The sequence below is a fragment of the Flavobacterium sediminis genome, assembly GCF_003148385.1.
GTDB classification, from domain to species: Bacteria; Bacteroidota; Bacteroidia; order Flavobacteriales; family Flavobacteriaceae; genus Flavobacterium; species Flavobacterium sediminis.
On sequence record NZ_CP029463.1, the window covers coordinates 533,871 to 556,240 of the forward strand.

At 35.2% G+C, this 22,370-nt stretch carries 17 protein-coding genes and 3 pseudogenes; 10 read left to right on the plus strand and 10 right to left on the minus strand.

What is annotated here, in order from left to right; translation table 11 throughout:
* Position 1: 1 nt before the first annotated feature.
* The 3 genes from DI487_RS02555 (at position 2) to DI487_RS02565 (ending at position 4,355) form a co-directional block, all read left to right on the plus strand.
* A complete protein-coding gene (locus DI487_RS02555) occupies positions 2 to 1,729 on the plus strand; it encodes a phospho-sugar mutase (protein ID WP_109568265.1) in 1,728 nt (575 codons plus the stop codon).
* Positions 1,729 to 3,588 (plus strand): ABC transporter ATP-binding protein, encoded by a 1,860-nt coding sequence (locus DI487_RS02560; protein WP_109568266.1) that lies wholly within the window; start codon positions 1,729 to 1,731, stop codon positions 3,586 to 3,588. Before DI487_RS02555 ends, DI487_RS02560 begins: the two co-directional genes overlap by 1 nt.
* Positions 3,589 to 3,653: 65 nt before the next feature.
* Positions 3,654 to 4,355, plus strand: a complete 702-nt coding sequence (locus DI487_RS02565; RefSeq protein ID WP_109568267.1) for a hypothetical protein — start codon at positions 3,654 to 3,656, stop codon at positions 4,353 to 4,355.
* Here the strand turns inward: DI487_RS02565 and DI487_RS02570 are convergent.
* The 4 genes and pseudogenes from DI487_RS02570 to DI487_RS02585 form a co-directional block, all read right to left on the minus strand.
* A complete protein-coding gene (locus tag DI487_RS02570) occupies positions 4,352 to 5,692 on the minus strand; it encodes an MATE family efflux transporter (RefSeq protein ID WP_109568268.1) in 1,341 nt (446 codons plus the stop codon). The two genes, DI487_RS02565 and DI487_RS02570, sit on opposite strands and share 4 nt — an antisense overlap.
* 21 nt (positions 5,693 to 5,713) lie before the next feature.
* Complete coding sequence (locus DI487_RS02575) at positions 5,714 to 6,445, minus strand: hypothetical protein (RefSeq protein WP_109568269.1); 732 nt, start codon at positions 6,443 to 6,445, stop codon at positions 5,714 to 5,716.
* Positions 6,446 to 6,495: 50 nt separating this feature from the next.
* Positions 6,496 to 8,954 (minus strand): annotated as a pseudogene (locus tag DI487_RS02580) (TonB-dependent receptor).
* A 13-nt stretch (positions 8,955 to 8,967) separates the two neighbouring features.
* Positions 8,968 to 10,653 (minus strand): peptidoglycan DD-metalloendopeptidase family protein, encoded by a 1,686-nt coding sequence (locus DI487_RS02585; protein ID WP_109568270.1) that lies wholly within the window; start codon positions 10,651 to 10,653, stop codon positions 8,968 to 8,970.
* 181 nt (positions 10,654 to 10,834) lie between these two features.
* Here DI487_RS02585 and DI487_RS02590 point away from each other — a divergent pair, with 181 nt between their 5' ends.
* The 3 genes from DI487_RS02590 (at position 10,835) to rny (ending at position 13,196) form a co-directional block, all read left to right on the plus strand.
* Positions 10,835 to 11,125 (plus strand): hypothetical protein, encoded by a 291-nt coding sequence (locus tag DI487_RS02590; RefSeq protein WP_109568271.1) that lies wholly within the window; start codon positions 10,835 to 10,837, stop codon positions 11,123 to 11,125.
* Positions 11,126 to 11,128: 3 nt separating this feature from the next.
* A complete protein-coding gene (locus tag DI487_RS02595; RefSeq protein ID WP_109568272.1) occupies positions 11,129 to 11,422 on the plus strand; it encodes a cell division protein ZapA in 294 nt (97 codons plus the stop codon).
* Between the two features lie 214 nt (positions 11,423 to 11,636).
* Positions 11,637 to 13,196 carry a ribonuclease Y gene (gene rny / locus DI487_RS02600; protein ID WP_109568273.1) on the plus strand — a complete coding sequence of 520 codons (1,560 nt, stop codon included), beginning with the start codon at positions 11,637 to 11,639 and terminating at the stop codon, positions 13,194 to 13,196.
* Between the two features lie 72 nt (positions 13,197 to 13,268).
* On the opposite strand, the gene xerD is transcribed toward rny, so the two are convergent.
* From xerD to DI487_RS02615, 3 genes are all read right to left on the minus strand, one after another.
* The gene (gene xerD, locus DI487_RS02605) at positions 13,269 to 14,168 is read right to left on the minus strand and encodes a site-specific tyrosine recombinase XerD (protein ID WP_109568274.1); all 900 of its coding nucleotides are present in this window, start codon (positions 14,166 to 14,168) and stop codon (positions 13,269 to 13,271) included.
* A 75-nt stretch (positions 14,169 to 14,243) separates the two neighbouring features.
* A complete protein-coding gene (locus tag DI487_RS02610; protein ID WP_109568275.1) occupies positions 14,244 to 14,762 on the minus strand; it encodes a porin family protein in 519 nt (172 codons plus the stop codon).
* Positions 14,763 to 14,950: 188 nt separating this feature from the next.
* Positions 14,951 to 15,568: an OmpW family outer membrane protein gene (locus tag DI487_RS02615; protein ID WP_109568276.1), complete on the minus strand. Its 618-nt coding sequence runs from the start codon at positions 15,566 to 15,568 to the stop codon at positions 14,951 to 14,953.
* Positions 15,569 to 15,935: 367 nt separating this feature from the next.
* Between DI487_RS02615 and DI487_RS02620 the strand changes: the two genes are divergently transcribed.
* From DI487_RS02620 to DI487_RS02635, 4 genes and pseudogenes are all read left to right on the plus strand, one after another.
* Positions 15,936 to 16,493 carry a porin family protein gene (locus tag DI487_RS02620; protein WP_109568277.1) on the plus strand — a complete coding sequence of 186 codons (558 nt, stop codon included), beginning with the start codon at positions 15,936 to 15,938 and terminating at the stop codon, positions 16,491 to 16,493.
* A 75-nt stretch (positions 16,494 to 16,568) separates the two neighbouring features.
* Positions 16,569 to 16,982 (plus strand): type II 3-dehydroquinate dehydratase, encoded by a 414-nt coding sequence (aroQ, locus tag DI487_RS02625; RefSeq protein ID WP_109568278.1) that lies wholly within the window; start codon positions 16,569 to 16,571, stop codon positions 16,980 to 16,982.
* Between the two features lie 27 nt (positions 16,983 to 17,009).
* Positions 17,010 to 19,477, plus strand: a pseudogene (locus tag DI487_RS02630) (DUF5686 and carboxypeptidase regulatory-like domain-containing protein).
* Positions 19,478 to 19,513: 36 nt separating this feature from the next.
* On the plus strand, positions 19,514 to 19,936 hold the full coding sequence (locus DI487_RS02635) for a hypothetical protein (RefSeq protein WP_109568279.1): 423 nt from the start codon (positions 19,514 to 19,516) through the stop codon (positions 19,934 to 19,936).
* Positions 19,937 to 20,000: 64 nt separating this feature from the next.
* On the opposite strand, the pseudogene murA reads toward DI487_RS02635, so the two are convergent.
* The 3 genes and pseudogenes from murA to DI487_RS02650 form a co-directional block, all read right to left on the minus strand.
* Positions 20,001 to 21,310, minus strand: a pseudogene (gene murA, locus DI487_RS02640) (UDP-N-acetylglucosamine 1-carboxyvinyltransferase).
* Between the two features lie 9 nt (positions 21,311 to 21,319).
* The gene (locus DI487_RS02645; protein WP_109568281.1) at positions 21,320 to 22,009 is read right to left on the minus strand and encodes a DUF4290 domain-containing protein; all 690 of its coding nucleotides are present in this window, start codon (positions 22,007 to 22,009) and stop codon (positions 21,320 to 21,322) included.
* A 3-nt stretch (positions 22,010 to 22,012) separates the two neighbouring features.
* Entirely contained in the window at positions 22,013 to 22,297 is a 285-nt protein-coding gene (locus tag DI487_RS02650; RefSeq protein WP_109568282.1) for a DUF493 family protein, read from the minus strand.
* Positions 22,298 to 22,370 lie beyond the last annotated feature (73 nt).

A 22,370-nucleotide genomic window follows, 5' to 3' on the forward strand; every position in this document is an offset into this window, starting at 1 on the left:
TATGCACATCGATAAACATATTTTAGACAAAGTAAATGAATGGCTGACTCCTGTTTTTGATGAAAAAACACAAGAAGCTATTAAAGAAATGATAACCTCCGCTCCTAAAGAATTGGAAGACAGTTTCTATAAAAACCTGGAGTTCGGAACCGGAGGAATGCGCGGGATCATGGGAGTAGGAACCAATCGGATCAATAAATACACATTAGGTAAAAATACACAAGGCCTATCAGATTATCTGAAAAAAGTTTTTGCCGGAGAAGAAATCAAAGTAGCTATTGCTTATGATTGCAGAAACAACAGTAACACTTTAGCTAAAATCGTTGCCGATGTATTTTCAGCGAACGGAATTAAAGTATACCTGTTTTCAGATATGCGTCCCACTCCGGAATTATCATTTGCTGTTCGTCATTTGAATTGCCATGCCGGAATAGTCTTGACAGCCTCACACAATCCACCGGAATACAATGGTTATAAAGTATATTGGCAAGACGGCGGTCAATTAGTTCCGCCACAAGACGGGGAGATCATTCAGGTTATTGAAAACTTACAGTACAGTGAGATTAACTTTGAAGCGAATGAAAGCCTGATCGAATACATTGACACTGTTATTGACCAAGCTTTTTGGAAATCTACTGTAGAAAACGCTAGTTTTAGTACTCCTCAGGAGGCAAAAGACAACTTAAAAATTGTGTACACGCCTTTACACGGTACATCTGTTAAGGCCATTCCGAATGTTTTGGATTTAGCAGGATACAAAAATGTTAATATCGTAGAAGAACAAAAAGTTCCTAACGGTAATTTCCCTACAGTAAAATCGCCGAATCCTGAAGAACCTGAAGCTTTAACCATGGCTTTAGAACTAGCCGATAAAATTAAGGCTGACATTGTTGTAGGCACAGATCCTGATTCGGACCGTTTAGGAGTTGCCATACGTGATTTGGAAGGAAATATGAAATTACTTAACGGTAACCAGACCATGGTTATCATGACAGCATTTCTTTTAGAACAATGGAAACGCTCCGGAAAGTTAAAAGGTAATGAATTCATTGGTTCCACTATTGTATCTACGCCGTTAATGCTTGAATTAGCAGAAACTTACGGTGTAGAATGTAAAGTAGGCTTAACCGGTTTTAAATGGATCGCTAAATTCATTAAAGATTTCCCTAACCAAAAATTTATTGGTGGTGGTGAAGAAAGTTTCGGCTATATGGTGGGTGATAATGTTCGCGATAAAGATGCTGTAGCAGCCATTTTATTAGTTTGTGAAATTGCGGCTCAGGCCAAAGCAGCCGGAAGCAGTTTATTTCAGGAATTGATAAATCTTTCCGTTGACTATGGCTTTTATAAAGAACATTTAATTTCGATCACTAAAAAAGGAATTGAAGGAGCTAATGAAATCAAACAGATGATGATTAACCTGCGCGAACACCCTTTAACTGAAATTGCCGGTGAACGTGTAGTTTGCATAGAGGATTATCAAAGTTCTAAAGGAAAAGATTTAATGAACGATGATCAATTTGAGATTACCATTCCTAAATCAAACGTTCTTATCTATTATTTAGAAGACGGAAGCAAAATCTGTGCTCGCCCGAGCGGAACAGAACCTAAGATCAAGTTTTACTTTAGTGTTCACCAAGTATTGCCTACTGCCGAGCAATACAAAGCAGTCGAAAAAGAATTGGACGCCAAAATTGCCCGAATCATTGCTGAAATGAAATTGAACTAATGAAAAAAATTATTAAAAAATTAATGCCACATGTCCGTCCGTTAAAAAGACATGTGGTCTGGAATATTATCTATAACGTTTTATACGCTCTTTTTGGTACGCTATCTTTCGTTACCCTTATACCATTACTCAATGTAATGTTCGATCAGAACCAGCAAGTATCAAAAGAGCCGGTTTTTATCAAACAAGAAAATTGGTACGATTATGTAATCCACATCAGCGAAGTTTTTAATTACGTAAAAAGTTTTTTTAATTATAAAATAACGAGCCTTACCGAAAATGGCGAGCCTCAATTTGCATTACTAATCGTAATTTCATTAGTAATTGTTACATTTTTACTTAAAAATTTAGCCGGTTATTTTGCTTCTTTCCACATGATGCACCTGCGCAACGGCATTATGGCCAGTTTGCGTCAGCAGATGTATGACAAAATTATCAGTCTTCCGGTTTCTTTTTATTCAGAAAAAAGAAAAGGTGATGTTATGGCAAGGATGCTCGGCGATATCGGTGAAGTTCAAAATTCATTTTTCACCTTATTGGAACTAATTGTAAAAGAACCGCTTACTATTGTATTTTCCATCATAATGATGTTTACTTTTAGTTGGCAACTAAGTCTTTTCATTTTTATTTTCATTCCTATTTCCGGGTTAATCATCTCCAGAATCGGTAAAAGCTTAAAATCACAATCGCTTCGTGCTCAAAATGAAAGCGGATACATGATTTCATTAGCTGAAGAAACCCTGAGCGGACTTAAAGTAGTAAAAAGTTATAATGCAGAACCTATATTCAAAAAGAATTTTAAGGGCTCTATCCAACGCTTACTACAGTTATCTAATAAAATAGGTAAAAAACACAATCTGGCTTCTCCTATGAGTGAATTCTTAGGTATTGTCACTATTGCGGTTCTACTATGGTATGGCGGAAATCTTGTATTAGTTGAAAAAACATTAGCAGGTACGGTTTTTCTTCCTTTCATGGGATTAGCATACAATATCTTAACTCCGGCAAAAGCTATTTCCAAAGCTTCATATCAAGTTAAAAACGGTATTGCAGCTGCTCAAAGAGTTTTTGAAATATTAGAACAGGAAAATACAATTGACAGCAAAGAAAACGCCTTGGTTAAGGACACTTTTGATAAATCTATTACTATTGAAAATATCAATTTCAGATACGGAGATGAAAATGTATTGAAAAACTTTTCTCTTGAAGTTCCTAAAGGAAAAACCGTTGCTTTAGTAGGACAATCCGGAAGTGGAAAAAGTACAATTGCTAATTTATTAACTCGTTTTTACGATGTAAATGAAGGACATATTAAAATTGACGGAACTGATATCCGCGATTGGAATATTCATTCTTTACGTTCATTAATGGGATTGGTCACACAAGACTCTATCTTGTTTAACGATACGATCAAAAACAATTTGCTAATCGGTAAACCTGACGCTACTGAAGAGGAAATTTTAGAGGCTTTAAAGATTGCTAATGCTTATGAATTTATAAAAGACCTTCCGAATGGAATCGAGACCAACATCGGTGATGCCGGCGGTAAACTATCAGGTGGACAAAAGCAACGCTTATCTATTGCCCGTGCAGTCCTCAAAAACCCACCGATCATGATTTTAGACGAAGCAACTTCTGCTTTGGACACTGAAAGTGAGAAATTGGTTCAGGTTGCTCTGGAAAACATGATGCAGAACAGAACTTCTGTGGTTATTGCGCACCGATTGTCTACTATTCAAAAAGCTGATAAAATTGTAGTCATGCAAAAAGGAGAAATCGTTGAGCAAGGAACACATGCTGAACTCATGGCGAAAAACGGCACTTATGCCAAATTAGTTTCTCTTCAGTCTTTTGATTAAATATAGTTTTTAAATAATTGAAGAATCTCCATAAAATGTTTAAATTTATGGAGATTTTTTTATGTATGTATATTGAAAATCCTAATATAAAATTAAGTGATACTGATTCCACTATTGTTTGGAAATATCTGGATCTGTCAAAATTCTTAGACATGTTGCTTTCAGAAAAGCTCTTCATGTCTCGTTCCGATAAATTTGAAGATCAATATGAAGGAACTTTTTCTGAACCTACCTTTGAAGAGATCAAAAAAATAGCTGAGAACAATCCGAAGTTTTTAGATTACTATAAATCCCATCGTGAAAAAGTAGTCATCAGCAGTTGGCACGCCAATGAATATGAATCTTTTGCCATGTGGCAGATATTTACCAAAAACAATGAAGGTTTAGCTATTCAATCGACAATAGGACGGGTAAAAGAAGCTTTACAACCCGAAAATCATTTTGAACAATTCATAGGTGAAGTAAACTATATCGATTATAAAAAAGATTTTATTCCGTTTGACGATACGTTTTTCCCGTTTTTATTCAAGCGAAAAAGCTTTCAGTACGAAAAAGAAATCCGAATTATTTCCGACGTTAGTCAAAATAATGTCATTATAGATAACGGATTAAAGATCAATGTGGATATTAATTCGCTTATTGAAAAAATTTACATTCATCCTAAAAGTGAAAACTGGTACAAAAAACTGGTTATAGAACTGGTTGAGAAACTAGGATTCGATTTTACTATTGAAAAATCGGATCTGGAAAGTGAAATCCTTATTTAATTTTTTCTTTCATCAACTAAAGGAAGAAATATCTTTCTGAACTGGTAGATCAATGGAAAACTTCTGGCTACGATCCAGAATGTCATTGCTATAAAGATTGCTTTTAGTTTGTAATCGAATTGGTTTAACATCCATAAAGCAGGTACATAAACGGTAAAAGTAGCGACTAATAATAAGTTTCTAAGCTGTTTCATTTTTCCTAATCCTTTAAAAATACCATCAAAAATAAAGGCCAGTCCGCAAAACGGTTGCATTAGTAAAACAATCCAAAAAACCGAATAAAACTTTTCCAACACTTCCTTATCACTTGTAAAAATAGTACCTATCGGTTTATAAAAGGTAAAACCTATAATAGCCATTATTATCCCGAAAACAAAACCATACTTCATTAAAGTATTGCCTAACTTCAATAATAATTTATAATCTTTAGCACCGTATAACCTGCCGGACAGTATATTTCCGGCACTTGCATAACCATCTATTAAAAAAGCTCCCAAAAACCAGATATTGATTGCTATTGTATAAGCTGCAATAAAAGATTCTCCGTAAGCTGTAGCAAAACTGGTTCCTAAATATAAAGTTACATTTAAGGCTAATGTACGGATAAAAAGATTGAGCACCATTTGCATGAACCTTTTCAGTTCTTTATTTACAGGCAATCGTAACCGCATGGAGATCCTTGTCTTTTGTAACAATAAAACAACCGACATAACCGCCATTATCATTTGAGCCAGAACACTTGCTAATGCTGCTCCTTTAACTCCCATTGCCGGCATCAAAGGTTCTAAACCAAAAACAAAAAGGAAATCAAAAATAATATTGACAACCATTCCTGTAATGGCTATCAACATCGGATAAAAAGTATTCTGAAGCCCTCTGAAAGTTCCGAAAACCGAAATAGTAAACAGTGTAAACGGAAAACCGAATATCCTGATCTTATAATACTCCACGCAATACGCTAAGATTGTGTCTGAAGCATTATATAACTTAAAGATTTCTTCTGTAAAAGGTAAGGTCAGAAAAATGATAAATATTCCTAATGAGGTAATCAAATAAGCCGTTTGTGCCGGCAAATTTTCAATCTCATCTAATTTTTCCGCTCCTAAATATTGTGAAACTATAGCTGATAGTGCGCTTCTCGTTTGTCTTAAAACCCAGATAAGCATGGACAAAAAAGTGGTTACAATACCCACCGCTGCCAAAGACTCAGTTGCATGCTCTTTAATATTTCCGACAATAGCAACATCCGTCAGAGATAGTAAAGGTTCTGATACTCCGGATATCAAGGCAGGAATTGCAAGTTTGTTTATATTCTTAAATGAAAGAGAATCTTTCATAGAAAAGTAACTTTCAGTCTTTTATATCGGCATGTATTCTTCTGCTTTCCATTCGTCCGCTAAAAGATCTACAAAATGGTAATGTACTTTATCTTTCTTATCAAAAGCTCCGTTCTTATTGATATCTTCAATACTGCGCAAATAAAGTCTCTTTTGAGGCTCAATGATATTCCAGTCGATCAATTCATTATAATCTTCTGAAACCTTAGTGAATTGAGTTCCGTCAATATTACTCAAATACAAAGATTTAATATCGTTCTGATCAATTTTTCCATCCTTATTGGTATCATGATCCACTAAAGTGTACACCAAAACGTGCTTCTTAAATTTTTCTGCAATAGTATTCAGATAAGTAACTGTCTGAATTTGCATTTTAGTATCCGTCAACGAATGAATAGCTGTGGAATCAATATGTTGAAACTTCAGGTTCTCAAAATATCCGGTTAATTCAAAACGATTGTAATTAGAGATAGCATAACTTACCTGATTGGTTTTACTGGAACCGTAAACTCTGCTGTAATCATCGTATACGCGTACATCTCCAACCGGATGGATCAAGTATTTCGTTCCGTCCATAAGAATCGGTAAATCTGCAATTTTTATAGAAGATGTGTCTACTTTTTTCTCTTCTTTAACCGCTGTTGATTTCACTTCTTCGTAAATCACTTTTTTAGGTGTTTCTTTCTCTTCTCTTTTACAGCTTGCCAAAAACATTACCGAAACAACCGATATATAAGCAATAAGTACTCGCATAAGTTAAAAATTTCTTTATCAAATATACTAATTTTTAAGCATCTCCAACTTTACAAACGTGCAATTAACTTAATATTAAACACTCGCGTTGTCATATAGTTCGGTATACCGTACTGTGATTTGGTATATACATCGCGAACCCAAGTATTCGTAATCGCATTTTGATTGTTGAACAGATTATATATTTCCACCCCTAATGCAAATTCACTGAATGGCTTTAACCATCTGTGTTCTGATTTCAGGGTCTGATCTTTAAACACATAAGAGAATCCGGCGTCAGCTCTGCGGTAATCTTTTAAACGCAACTGATAATCATACGGATCAGCATAAGAAGGCGAACCTCCCGGCAATCCCGTATTGTAGACTAAATTCAGATATAACTTCACATTAGGTATATTCGGCATGTAATCCTGGAATAGAAGTCCGAACTTCAGCCTTTGGTCGGTCGGTCGGGCAATATAACCTCTGTCATTATAATTCTCTTCGGTTTTTAAAAAGCCGAAACTGAACCAAGATTCGGTTCCGGGAACGAATTCCCCATTAAGTCTTGCATCAAATCCATAAGCATACGCTTCTGCATTATTATCCGCTTTATAGCGAATCCTGACATTATTGATGGTATAAACATTTACATCCGTCATTTTTTTGTAATACGCCTCACTAACCAATTTAAACGGGCGATTCCATATTTTAAAGCTATAATCATTGCTCACCACTACATGAAATGATCGCTGCGCTTTTACATTAGGATTTACCACTCCGGACGAGTCTCTTAACTCACGATAAAAAGGCGGCTGGTAATACAATCCTCCTGATAAACGGAACAGCATATCTTTATCCCAATTCGGTTTTATAGCAAACTGAGCTCTCGGCGAGAATACAAATTGAGCATTTCCTTTTTCATCCTGAGTTTCTACTTGCCAAAAATGTCCTCTTACACCCGCATTTAACCAATATTGATGCTCTCCTATTTTCCCTCTGTAATTCCATTGAGAGTACCCCGAAAAACGATTGATAGTAGTATAATTTGTTGCTCTTGAGCTAAAATAAGGTGCTAATGGTCCTGTGTAAGGATTATACGGCTGATCATTCTGATACTCAAGATCCGGTCTTGGTAATGAAAATCCGGCGGAATCGATCACTTCCCACTCTACCAATCGGTCGCGGATATCCTCATAAGTATATTTTATCCCCCATTCTACTTCCGATCTTTCATTTAACTGATGAAAACCTTTAACTTCTCCGTTAAAGATCAAAGCATCTAAATCATTACGGGCATGAGTTAATTGGCCTCCTACTCCACGAGAATATACCACATCTCCGAAAGTATCCGAACCAATATTTGAATCTACTTCTCCCAGACGATATTGAGCCAGAATATCATAATATTCCTGTTCCTGAGTATGATAGGTCGAGGCTATAAACTTCAGTTTATTTTTCTCGTTATACTGATATACTGATTTTATAGCTCCGAATGCAGTAGTATACTCATCCTTTTCCTGTCCGTCATATACCACTAACAAAGCAATCGGGTCACTAACCGTACCGAAATTTGTTTGACGGCTTAAAGGTTGGTAATGGTATTTATTCTGGGATACATTTCCTAAAAAACTCCATTGCCATTTTGAAGAGGCATTATACGTAAATAAAGTTTGAATATCTGCAAATGAAGGTCTGTAATTGGTTTCCGTTTCTTTACTATTTACTAAAAGGCTATTATCGCGGTAACGAACACCGGTAATATTACTCCATTTCTGATTTTTTGACACTCCTTCGACCGTCAAGCTCCCCCCAATAAACTGGCATCCAAAGAAGCCTTAAAACGCGTCGGATTTCTATAGGTGATATCTAAAACAGAAGACATTTTATCTCCATACTTAGCCTGAAAGCCTCCGGCTGAAAAATCTACACTCTCAACCATTTCCGTATTTGTAAAGCTCAAACCTTCCTGTTGTCCTGAGCGAATTAAAAAAGGACGGTACACTTCGATCTCATTAACATAAACCAGATTTTCATCATAATTCCCTCCTCTTACGGCATACGATGTACTCAATTCATTATTTGAATATACTCCCGGCAACGTCTTAATGATGTTTTCAATACCCGGATTAGCTCCCGGAATTTTCCGGATTACTACGGGATCAATTGTGGTGATTCCTTCTACTCTTTTTTTACTGCTTCCCATAACGACCACAGCACCTATTTGCTCTACATTGGTATTTAATACCGGATTAAACTCATAATCTTCATTAGGTCTTAACTCAACATTTACAGTTACTCGTTTATAGGTAACGTGGGAAAACGTAACCGTTACTTTTTGATTAGCAGGAACATCCAAACTGTAAAAACCGTTCTTATTCGTAACTGTTCCTTTATTACCAACACTCACTGTAACATTTTCAACCGGCTGATTGAATTCATCCAAAATAACTCCTTTTATACGTGCTGTTTGTGCAAACGCAAAAGTTGTGAATAAGCCGAAAACGAAAAGAAAAAGATATTTATTCAAGTAGTTTAAATTTTTAATTCATAAAAAAATAGCTCTCAAAGGTAGTTGAATTTTGCATATTATCTGTAACAATAATTTTCAAATCATTCCTACCGGAAACAAATTTACCATCTGATAGCTGATGGATCAGCTTTTTAGTTTTATAGTCATATTCCATTAAAATCCATTCCCCGTTCAAATAGGCGTTATACGTATCAATTCCTGAAAGTTTATCAGAAATTGAAACACTTAATGTGTTTTGTTTGTTCAAATTGCGCCCTTCCACAAAATTAACATTATAAATCCTTGGCGGAACAGAATCCTGTGCGAGTTTAAACATACCTAACTCTCTTACTTTTGCCGAAAAAACATTCCCTTTTCTAAGTGTTCCGTTATATTCTAATTGATGCCCGTCTAAAGTAGCAATAAAAGTTTTAGACAACTCTTCTTCAGACAATCCTTCTACGTTTGAAAAAGTAATTGTAATGTTTTTATGCACCGGAATTTCAGGTTTTCCAAAAGTCAAAACACCTTCTTTTACTTCAAAATCCAAATTAAAGTCATCATAGAACGCATTCTCCGGAACGTAAACCGATATATTGTCCTTTTCATAATTATTTTCAATCTTAGATTTCAAGACGTAAGGTGCAGAAGATTCCTCTTTAGTGATTTTAGCATCTTCAACTCCATATTCAATCGGAATAAAAATATTCGTTTGGTTACCATGAAAGTCAAACATTTCAATTCTGAAAGTATATGTCGAATTAGGTTGTGTATTGATTACTCCGTTATTTTTATTTTGTTTCAAAATAGAAAGCGGATAAGGGGTCTCATAAAATAACTTTTGAAAACGTTGCTTCTTGTCCTTATAAATCCCGTAATCGATAAAATTATTCAGATACCGTGTTTCATTGAAAGCAAATTTATCGAGCTCAAAACTATAATACAGTACTCCGTTCAAATATGCATTTACTTTAAAAAGTCCGTTTTTATTATACGGATTAGTACAATGGTCATACGCATTAATCGCAAATGCTATTTTTCCGTTAGCTACTACTTTTTCTGCTTTATAATTCCCGTCAACTTGCTTCAAAAAAGAAATCCGGGATGGCTTTTGAGAAGAATTTGCGATTACGCTATCTCCCATCGGATATACCATTATTCCCTGTAAATCCGGTTTGTATTTATCCGGAGCTAATTTATTAAAACCAAAATAAAGAGGGTTTACCGCTTTCTCGCTCTTGGTTTCACGAAATTCAAAATGCAAATGCGGACCACCACTTCCTCCAGTATTTCCCGAAAAAGCAATAACATCTCCCTGTTTAACCGGTAATTCCGCCGGACCGGGAAACATTTCAACTCCGAACGATTTTTGACGATATTGTTCCTTTTTAATATATTCTTCAATCGCTCCGTTAGCTTTTTGTAAATGTCCGTATACAGTAGTATATCCGTTCGGATGCGTTATATAAATAGCTTTACCATAGCCAAAAGGTGAAATTTTAATTCTGGAGATATACCCGTCGGCTACTGCAAACACTTTCAATCCTTCTACTGCATTCGTTTTCATATCCAATCCTGAATGAAAATGATTACTTCTCAATTCTCCGAATGAGCCCGAAAAATCTAAAGGAATGTCTAACGGTGATATAAATCCACTTGGGTATTCACTCTGTGAATAAGCGCATAAACCAATTAAAAGAAAAATATAACGTAGCATATTTTAAGATTTTTCAGCTAAAGTAATAAAATAAAAAGAGGAATTAAAACCTCTGTTACAACTCCTTAACAGCCAAAATATTATAAACCCTAAACCTTATTTCATAAAAAAAGAGAAAAAATATTGTAATTATTAAATTCTAATACTAATTTTGTAGGAAGGGAAATGAATTGTACCATTGATGAATAAATTAACTGAATTAATTGATTCTCTAGAAGTTAAATTCTTTAAATTGAACCAAAAACTGATTCAATTAGAGAAAAAAAATTCAGAATTAGAAGCTTTGTTACTGAAAACGACACAGGAAAACAATGTAAAACAAAGTGAAATTGCTGAACTAAAGAAACAATTGGAAAATTTAAAGATGGTCAATTCTTTATTAGGCAGTGACGAAAACAAACGAGAAACGAAACTCAAAATAAATTCTCTTATTCGAGAAATTGACAATTGCATAGCACAGCTATCGGACTAAAAGATGAATGAAAAATTAAAAATTAAGTTATCAATTGCCGATCGTGTTTATCCGCTTACTATTGAAGAGCAGCAAGAACAAGCTTTGCGCAGCGCTTCAAAAAAGATAGACGAGATGATTCAACAGTTTGAACAAAGCTATGCTGTTAGAGACAAGCAGGATGTATTGGCCATGTGTGCCTTACAGTTTGCCGCCCAATTAGAACAAAAACAGATTGATTCATCTGAAGATTATGAAAACGGGATCAGGCGCCTGCAAAACTTGGATAAGAAATTGAGTGAGTTACTCTCAAAATAAAAAATACGTTCTTACAGTAACAATAAAGGTACTGCCTACATTAGTTCACATTTTGATAAACTCAACACTAACAAATTAAACGAGTGAATCGTCGCATCTATTGTAAGCCCTTAAGTGGGAAACATGAACTGCGAGTTAGCTCAAAACTTGTCTTTACGAGTTTATACAAACACCTAATGTAGGCTTTTTTTATATATAATTTTTTTAATTAACTATGGATATAATAAGTATAATAGGAATTGTTTTAGGAATTGCATTAGGTTTCGGTATTGCTAAGTTTCTGGAAAAAAGCAACGTATCAAACCTGATCAAAAATGCAAAAAAAGAAGCTGCCTCTATTTTGAAAGATGCCAAGGCAGAAGCTGAATCAATCAAAAAAGATAAAATCTTACAGGCTAAAGAAAAGTTTTTAGAATTAAAAGCTGAGCACGAACAAGTAATCTTGTCAAGAGACAAAAAGATCACGGATGCAGAAAAAAGAACACGCGATAAAGAATCGCAAGTATCTAATGAGTTAGCTAAAAACAAAAAACTGAACGAAGAGTTAGAACACAAAGTATCTGACTACAACAATCGCGTTGAGTTTTTAGAGAAAAAACAACAAGAGATAGAAAAAGTTCACCGCAGTCAGGTAGAACAATTAGAAGTGATTTCCGGACTTTCTGCTGAAGAAGCTAAAAACCAATTGGTAGAAAGCTTAAAAGCTGAAGCTAAAACTAATGCTATGTCATTCATCCAGGATACGATGGAAGAAGCAAAAATGACAGCGCAACAAGAAGCAAAGAAAATCATTATCAACACTATTCAAAGAGTCGGTACAGAAGAAGCTGTAGAAAACTGTGTTTCTGTATTCAACATCGAATCTGACGACGTTAAAGGTAGAATCATCGGACGTGAAGGACGTAACATCAGAGCCTTAGAAGCTGCTACCGGTGTTGAGATCATTGTCGACGATACACCTGAAGCTATTATCTTATCTTGCTTTGATCCGGTAAGAAGAGAGATCGCACGCTTAGCTCTTCACAAATTAGTTACTGACGGACGTATCCACCCGGCTCGTATCGAAGAAGTAGTTGCTAAGACTCAGAAACAAATTGAAGAGGAAATCATTGAAGTAGGTAAACGTACAGTTATTGATTTAGGTATTCACGGATTACATCCTGAATTGATTAAAATCGTAGGTAGAATGAAATACCGTTCATCTTACGGACAAAACTTATTACAACACTCCCGTGAAGTAGCTAACCTTTGTGGTATCATGGCTGCCGAGTTAGGCTTAAATGTAAAATTAGCTAAACGTGCCGGACTTTTACACGATATCGGTAAAGTGCCGGAAACAGAAAGCGAAATGCCACACGCAATCTTAGGTATGCAATGGGCTGAAAAATATGGTGAGAAAGACGAAGTATGTAATGCTATTGGAGCGCACCACGATGAAATTGAAATGAAATACCTGATCTCACCTATCATTCAGGTGTGTGATGCTATTTCAGGAGCTCGACCGGGAGCAAGACGTCAGGTATTAGACTCTTACATTCAACGTTTGAAAGACTTGGAAGACATTGCTTTCGGATTCAACGGTGTTAAAAACGCCTATGCAATCCAAGCCGGTAGGGAACTACGTGTAATCGTTGAAAGTGAAAAAGTTTCAGACGAAATGGCTGCAACACTTTCTTTTGAGATTTCTCAAAAAATCCAGACTGAAATGACCTATCCGGGACAGGTAAAAATTACCGTGATCCGCGAAACCAGATCTGTTAATATTGCAAAATAATTATTCCTATATTTAAAAAAGGGTTTATCGTTTGATAAACCCTTTTTTATTATTTTTAAAATTAATAGAAATCTACTTTCTAGGATGGTAGTTATTCAACACTTCCGACAAGAATTTTCGATCCAGATGCATATATACTTCTGTTGTTGTGATAGACTCATGTCCTAACATCAATTGAATGGAACGTAAGTCTGCCCCGTTTTCCAACAAGTGTGTCGCAAAAGAATGCCTGAAAGTATGTGGTGAAATTACCTTATTCAGGTTTATTTTTTTAGCCAGATCTTTAATTACGGTAAAAACCATCGCACGGGTTAATTGCTTTCCCCTCCTGTTTAAAAAAAGCATATCCTCAAAACCTTTTTGGATTTCCTGATGTACTCTAACCTCATTTATATACAGATTTATATACTTTTGAGTCGATTTTCCAACCGGAACAAAGCGTTGTTTATTTCCTTTACCGGTGATCTTAACAAAACCTTCTTCAAAAAAAAGATCTGAAAGTTTCAAACTTACTAATTCCGAAACACGCAAACCACAACTGTATAATGTTTCAAGCATAGCTCTGTTTCGTTCCCCCTGCTCCTTTGACAGATCAATCGCTCCGATTAATTGATCAATTTCAACCGTAGAAAGCGTATCCGGTAACTTCCTGCCCACTTTAGGTACTTCTATCAGCTCCATTGGAGAATCTTCCCGATAGTCCTCAAATACTAAATAAGAAAAAAAGCTTTTTAAGCCCGAAATAACACGAGCCTGACTAGTTGCATTGACCTGACCAGATAGCTCATAGATAAACTGCTGGATTGTTTCCTCGCCGATTTTTAGCGGTGACTCCTCTATTTGATGCTGATCTAAAAATAATATTAATTTCTCTATATCAAAACTATAGTTCACGATCGTATTTTCAGAAAGTCCTCTTTCTAAACGCAAATAATTCTGATATTCTTTTAAATACGATTGCCAATTTGCCATACTTCAAAAATAGCAATTTTTAAACATAAAAAATCCCGCCTATGGCGGGATTTCGTTAACTAAACATGATATGTATTAAAATCTATATCCTACACCAATTTGGAAACCAACATTTTTCAGGTCATAATTATCACCATCATAAATATTAGCCAATCCGAAATTATAACGAGCATCAAACATTAAACCACTCTCCATTTCATACCCTGCTCCTAAACCTAAACCGAAATCAAGTGATTTTGTAGCATTATCTACTCCGTCATCAGCAGCAACTTTAAATGCCACTTCCGGACCAGCCTGAATGTTAAAACCATCAGCTACATAATATTTTGCCATTACCGGTATTCTTAAATAAGAAATAGCCGCATCATTATCAGCACCTTCAGCAGAATACAACAATTCTGGTTGTACGTGAAACTTTTCTGTCACAGTGAAATCTGCTAACCCACCTACGTAGAAACCTACTTTTGAGTCCGTGTTGAAATCACCTGTAAAATTAGTAAAGTTTAAACCACCTTTTACTCCAAACTTAATATCTTGGGCTTGAGCAAATCCAAAAGTTGCTATAGCCGCAACTGTAAGTAAAATTTTTTTCATTTTGTTAATTAATTTTGAATTAAAGTTGCGCTAATATAACTAACAAATTTAAATTAACAAATTTTTTCCGCTATTAATACTATAAACAATAAAAAGCTATTTTAAATTAACCTTTTCAAAACATCTGCTTACCACAAACAAAAAGGCCCGGGCGATGCCCGGGCCTTTTCAGGATATTATTGTACAAATTAGAATTTGTAGTTAACACCAAAAGTAACAGCTGTCCAGTTTCCACCGAAAGAAAAACTATTAGTTTTGTCAGCACCATTACCACCGTTATCATCAGTAGAGAATCCTAAAACTCCTACACCAGCTTCAATAGAGAAGTTAGATGATACGAAATAGTTCATACCAGCACCTAATTGAGCTCCGAAAACTTTTGATTTGTAATCAACTGCAGAATAACCACTTGTAGTTTCTACATACTCGTTGTTATACCCCATGTAGTTAACACCTAGTTCTCCGAATAAAGAGAATTTGCTAGCAGGTGTAAAATAATATCTACCGAAAGCACCAACACCGAAACCATCATTTGTTGCATCAGCAGAACCGAAATCAACTTTATTAGATTGGTAAGCTACCATTAATCCAACAGCGATGTTATCAGTTACAAAATAACCAGCTTTAGGAGCAATTTGGAAAGCATTTTCTTTGAAATCTCCTGTTTTTGAACTATTGAAAGTTAAAGCACCAGAAATAAATACGTCTCCTTGTGCAAAACCAGCGTTTTCTGTTGTCTCTGCTTCCTGAGCATTAGCAAATCCGAAAGCGAATAAAGCTACTACAGATAATAAAACTTTTTTCATGTTTAGTTTAAATTTTAAAGTTAACGGGGCAAAGTTATAAGTTTTTTTCACATGAAAAACACCTATTCACGCACTAAATTGTAACTTTTGTAACACATTCCAACTTAAATATTGATTAACAATATTTTACACTTTAAACAATTGTTTGAATTTTAAAAAATTTAATAATTCTTTCACATTCTTGAAAACCAAAAAACAAAACAAACAACTGATTATCAGTAATTTCCTTTAATCGTATTTTTTTGCATTTTATCGAAAAAACGTCATAAAAACGCATATATTGCGTTTTAAGGTTAGAAAATATCAAATTTTAACCTCAAATTTATAGTGTGTTTTGAGTATTCTTTAACCTTAAAAAGAAAATGCTATGAAAAAAGCAGTTATCATCTTTACAGTCATTTCTTCAATCTTTTCACTTAGCTCAAATGCTCAGCTTCTGCAATTCGGAATCAAAGGCGGCGCCAATTTTGCAAACTACACCGGAGGATCGGTAGAAGGAATTGATTTTAATAACATTGCCAGCTACCATGCAGGAGTTGTAGCGGAACTAAATATATTTGACAATTTTGCAGTACAGCCCGAATTATTATATTCAACTCAGGGATCAGAATTGAAAGGATTAGGCGAACAGATAAAAAACGAGTTGGGTTATTTATCTCTTCCGGTTTTGGCTAAGTTTTATTTGACCGATAACGGACTTAGCTTAGAAGCCGGTCCTCAATTCTCTGTACTGGTCAGTGAACGAAATGAAATAGACACAAGTAACACCAATACTTTTGATTTCGGAATAGCCGGAGGCTTAAGCTACAAATTAACCAAACGTCTCTTTGTTTCGGGACGTTATGTTGCCGGTTTAACGGATGTTAAAAAAGATGCGAATGTTAAAAATTCGGTTATTCAGCTCTCTGTAGGAATAATGTTTTAAAATAAAATCTTAAAGATATGCAAAAACCATTCTGTTTCAGAATGGTTTTTTTATTTTTACCTAAAAGAGATTTGTATGAAACTTATCATTATAAACGGACCGAACCTTAACCTGTTAGGAAAAAGAGAACCTGAAATTTACGGAAACGCTACTTTTGAAGACTATTATAAAAAACTGCAAGAAAAATTTCCGAACATCGTTTTAGAATATTACCAAAGTAATATAGAAGGTGAAATTATTAATAAACTGCACGAAAAGGGGTTTACTTTTGATGGTATTATTTTAAATGCAGGAGCTTACACGCATACTTCTATCGGAATCGGAGATGCCATTAAAGGAATTACCACTCCGGTTATTGAAGTTCACATTTCAAATACTTTCTCCAGAGAATCGTTCCGACACCAATCTTATATTTCTCCTAATGCTAAAGGAGTTATAATAGGTTTTGGCCTACAAAGTTACGATCTGGCTATTCAGTCGTTTCTATAACTATTAATCACGAAACACCTAATCATTATGAAGCAAACACTACTATTCTTTTCTCTTCTGATATCTGTTTTTACTTTTTCTCAAATAAAAGGTACTGTTGTTGACAAAAACGGAAACCCGATCCCCTATGTCAGTATCTATTTAGAGAACACTTACAACGGTACCACGACAAACGAACAAGGAAAATACGAACTATATGTCAATTCAAATGCTTCAACCTATGTAGTCTTATATCAATATTTAGGTTTCAAAACCCGTAAAGAAATACTACAAAACATTAACTTCCCTTACACTTTAGATGTCACTTTAGAAGAAGAAGACATGATGCTCAACGAAGTGGTTGTGCAAAACGGAGAAAATCCGGCTAACGACATCATTCGAAAAGCTATAGCTAATAAAGAAAAAAATACCTTTAAAACTGATAAATTTGAAGCCGATTTTTATTCAAGAGGAATTTTCAGAGCCAAAGACATTCCTGAAAAATTTATGGGAGTGGAAATAGGCGATCTCAACGGTAGCTTAGATTCTACCCGAAGCGGTGTAATTTATTTATCTGAAACCGTTTCTAAGATCAAATTTGAGAAGCCAGATCATCTCAAAGAAGAGATAATTGCTTCAAAAGTAGCCGGAAACGATAATGGTTTCAGCTACAATACAGCAATGAGTACTGACTATGATTTTTACGAAAATTATGTTGATCTTTCCATCAAAATGGTCTCTCCTATCGCAAACAATGCTTTTAATTACTATAAATATCATTTAGAAGGTACTTTTTACGACAACAACAAGCATTTGATCAACAAAATAAAGCTTACCCAAAACGAGACAAAGAACCTGTCTTTGAAGGTTACATTTACATTGTAGAAGATTCCTGGGCAATATATGGTGTGGATGTTGACGTTAAAGGATACCGCATGCAGGAACCCATTCTAGAGACACTAAATCTTAAACAAAATTTCAGTTTTAATACGGATAATAGCCTTTGGGTTAAAAACATACAGACTATTAGTTTTGAAGCCGGAATTTTCGGTATGAATTTTAACGGTAAGTTTACACATGTATTTACCAATTATACTTTTAAAGATAGTTTTGACAAAAAAACATTCGGGAAAGAAATTGTCTCATTTGCCGAAAACGCAAATAAAAAAGATGATGCTTATTGGAACTCCAGCCGTCAGGTTCCATTGACTGAGGAAGAGGTTTCTAATTATATAAAAAAGGACAGTATTCAAACGGTCAGAAAATCTAAAGAATACTTAGACTCTATCGATGCTAAAGGAAACCGTTTTAAAGTTTTTGACATTTTTACCGGCTATACCTATAAAAACTCATTTAAAAAATGGAATTTCAATTATAAAGGACTGGCCGATATTACTTCTCTGAGTTTTAATACGGTTCAGGGCTGGAATTTAGACAGTGGCTTCTCATTCAGAAAATGGAACGAAGAAACCGGAAAATATACCACAATAAGCTCTACATTTAATTATGGATTTGCCGAAGACCGCTTACGTGTAAACGGATACATTTACCATCGTTTTAACAATATCAATGATGCTTACATAAGTATTTCCGGAGGAAGCGCCATCAGTCAGATCAACAAAGCTAATCCCATCAGCAACATCGTCAATTCAGTCAGTTCCTTATTTTTTAAGGATAATTATATGAAATTGTACAATAAGGAATTTGCTACAATTCATGCTGGTGAAGAAGTGACCAATGGAATTTTTGTAACCGCCGGATTGGAATATGAGAATCGACGACCGTTGTTTAACAATACAGATTATACGCTATTTAAAAACAGTGATCTTTACTTTTCTAATGATCCTCTACAGCCATACAACAATTACTCTGTTCCTTTTGAACAACATGAAATCCTAAAAGCAAGTATCAGTACCCGAATCCGATTCGGACAAAAATACATTAGCAGACCGAATGCGAAACTTAATGTTCAAAATGATGATTTTCCTGTTTTGCAATTCTACTACAGTAAAGCATTTTCTGCCAGTAAAGAGCAATACAAATACGACTTTCTTGCTGCTCGAATGGATTACAATCAAACATTCGGAAATAAAGGAGATTTCGGGTTGAGAATTAAAGCCGGTAAGTTTTTTAATGCCAATGATATCTCATTCCTTGATTACAAACATTTTAACGGTAATCAAACGCATGTTAACCTAAACGGGGATTATCTGAATAGTTTTAATCTATTACCTTATTATACACAATCCACAAACGATTCATATGTAGAAACACATCTTCAACATGATTTTAAAGGTTTTCTCATGAACAAAATACCATTACTGAATAAATTGCAATGGAACCTGATCGGAACCTTTCATCAAATCAACGTTCCCGATAGAAAACCTTATCAGGAATTCGGTATCGGTTTCGGAAATATCGGTTTCGGAAAATTCCGTTTTTTAAGAGTAGATTATGTCAGAACGTATCAGGGAGGTTTTATGGGTGATGGTGTAATGTTTGGTTTACAGTTCTAATTTTATTACTTTTAAGTAAACCAAACTGAAAACAAAATGAAAAAACCACCAGCATCTTTTTGGATTATCAATGGTATTTTACTACTATGGAATCTCATGGGAGTAAACCAATATTTCCAACAGGCTTTTAGAACAGAAGCTTTTAAAGCCATGTATACTGAAGAACAATTTAATATGATCTGCCATGCTCCGGCTTGGTCAACAGGAGCTTTTGCTCTTGCTGTTTTTGGTGCTACACTAGGTAGTATTGCTATGCTATTGCGTAAAAAATGGGCTAAAACATTATTTACAATCTCATTCATCGCCATAATCATTCAAATGTATTACAACTTTGTTATCATTGATTCTATTGCTGTTTATGGTCCGGGAGCAATGGCAATGCCTGTAATGATCGTTATACTGGCTCTTTTTTCTATTGGCTATGCTAAATATGCAGAAAAGAAAAAGTGGTTATCTTAGAAGACAAATAAAAAAGGCTGTTTAAAAAACAGCCTTTTTTATTATTCATGGAAAGATAGATATTTTAAACCCTCACGATATTAGCACCTATAGCCTCAAACGTTCATCGATTCGTTCATAACCCCTATCGATCTGTTCAATATTTTGAATCGTACTGAATCCTTTAGCCGATAGAGCCGCTATCAATAATGAAATCCCTGCCCGGATATCCGGTGAGGTCATAGTCGTTGCTTTTAATTGGGATTGGAAATTATGTCCGATAACTACAGCACGATGCGGATCGCAAAGAATAATTTTGGCTCCCATATCGATCAATTTGTCCACAAAGAACAAACGGCTTTCAAACATTTTTTGATGGATTAAAACTTCTCCTTTTGCCTGAGTAGCAACCACCAGAACAATACTTAACAAGTCCGGAGTAAATCCTGGCCATGGAGCATCTGCAATAGTCAGAATAGATCCGTCGATATCCGTTTTAATTCGGTAACCGTCTTTATGTGCCGGAATGTAAATATCATCCCCTTTTTGTTCAATTGTAATTCCGAGTTTCCCGAATACATTAGGAATCTGACCTAAATTTTCCCAACTAACATTTTTTATCGTGATCTCACTTCTGGTCATTGCTGCCAGTCCGATCCATGATCCGATCTCTATCATATCCGGTAAAATACGGTGTTCACAACCCGAAAGCTGCTCTACACCTTCTATCACTAACAAATTAGAGCCTATTCCGGATATTTTAGCGCCCATGCAAACCAGCATTTTACACAATTGCTGTAAATAAGGCTCACAAGCTGCATTATAAATAGTAGTTATACCTTCTGCCAAAACGGCTGCCATAACAACATTAGCCGTTCCGGTAACTGAAGCCTCATCCAGTAACATATATGTTCCTTTCAAACGCCCCTCTGATTCAACTCCGTAAAAATGATCTTCTCTGTTATAACGAAACTTAGCTCCCAGATTAATAAACCCTTCAAAATGAGTATCCAAACGTCTTCTTCCGATCTTGTCCCCACCAGGTTTCGGAATATATCCTTTACCGAAACGAGCTAACAACGGTCCTACAATCATAATGGAACCTCTAAGTGCTCCTCCTTCCTTCTTAAAAGCCTCTGTCTCCAGATAATTTACATTTACTTCATCAGCCTGAAAAGTATAACTTCCGTGTCCGATCTTTTGGATTTTTACCCCCAGATTTCCTAGCAAGGTTATCAACTTATTGACATCGATGATATCAGGGATGTTAGATATCTTTACTTTTTCAGGAGTCAGCAATACAGCACTTAAAATCTGTAATGCTTCGTTTTTAGCTCCTTGTGGGATAATTTCACCTTTTAGAGGTTTTCCTCCTTCTATTTTAAATGTACCCATAGAGTGCTTTTAGTTTCTTTTATTCTTTTGATTGATCTTTTTCTTAAACTGATTCTTTTGGTTGGAATTTTTATTCTGGTTGTTGAATTGTGCCTTATTTGAGACTTTTTTATTGACTTTGATCAAACTTTGAGAATTTGACAATTCTTCATTTGAAGTCATCAGATTAATTTTTCCATCTGACAATTCATATAAATGCTGGAAGATCACTTCGTCTTCAACAGTTTCTTTATTCCAACTCAAATACGACTTTTTCATGTGATTAGCGATAACCAAGATCAGAGCGCTTTTCATTTCGCCTTCTTCCCATTTCGTAGCTACGTCGATCATATATTTGATATTGTTTCCGTAAAAACGATATTTCGGGAAGTTTTGCGGATATTTTAAACGGTCCGGTCTTAAGTTCAGTGCTTCCGGAGACGGTATAGGATAAGGCGAGTCTACATCTAATTTAAAATCAGACATAATAAACAACTGATCCCATAACTTATGCTGAAAATCCGGCACGTCACGCAAATGCGGATTCAATGTCCCCATTACCGAGATCACATACTTGGCCGCCTTATTTCGCTCGTCCCTGTCTTTAATTTGCGTAAGTTGGTCAATTAATTTTTGCAAATGTCTGCCATACTCCGGTATAATCAACGGAGAGCGCTGCGAATTGTATTCTAAATAAGAAGATTCTGCTTTTTGTTCCATATTTTAAAGAGAGATAATACCTTCAATATTTGAAACCTCTTTGTATTTTTCAATAACTGCATCAGGGTTTTTCATATGAACACTTACCGAAACACTCGTATATTTCCCTGTTTTTGACTGAGTAGTTGAAATGACTGCTCCCATTCCGTTGAAAGCGCCTTCTATTTCTGCAATTTTATGAGGTTCTGAAGGTACAATAAATTTATATAAATATTCTGTAGGCCAAAGTGATGTATTCGTCAATTCATCTTTTAGTCTTATGTAAAATTCTTCTGTTTTCTTATCCATTCTATCTAGTAATTTACAGCAAATATACTTCTTTCCGACAAGAATTAATAGCGTGAAAACTATAAATTTAACA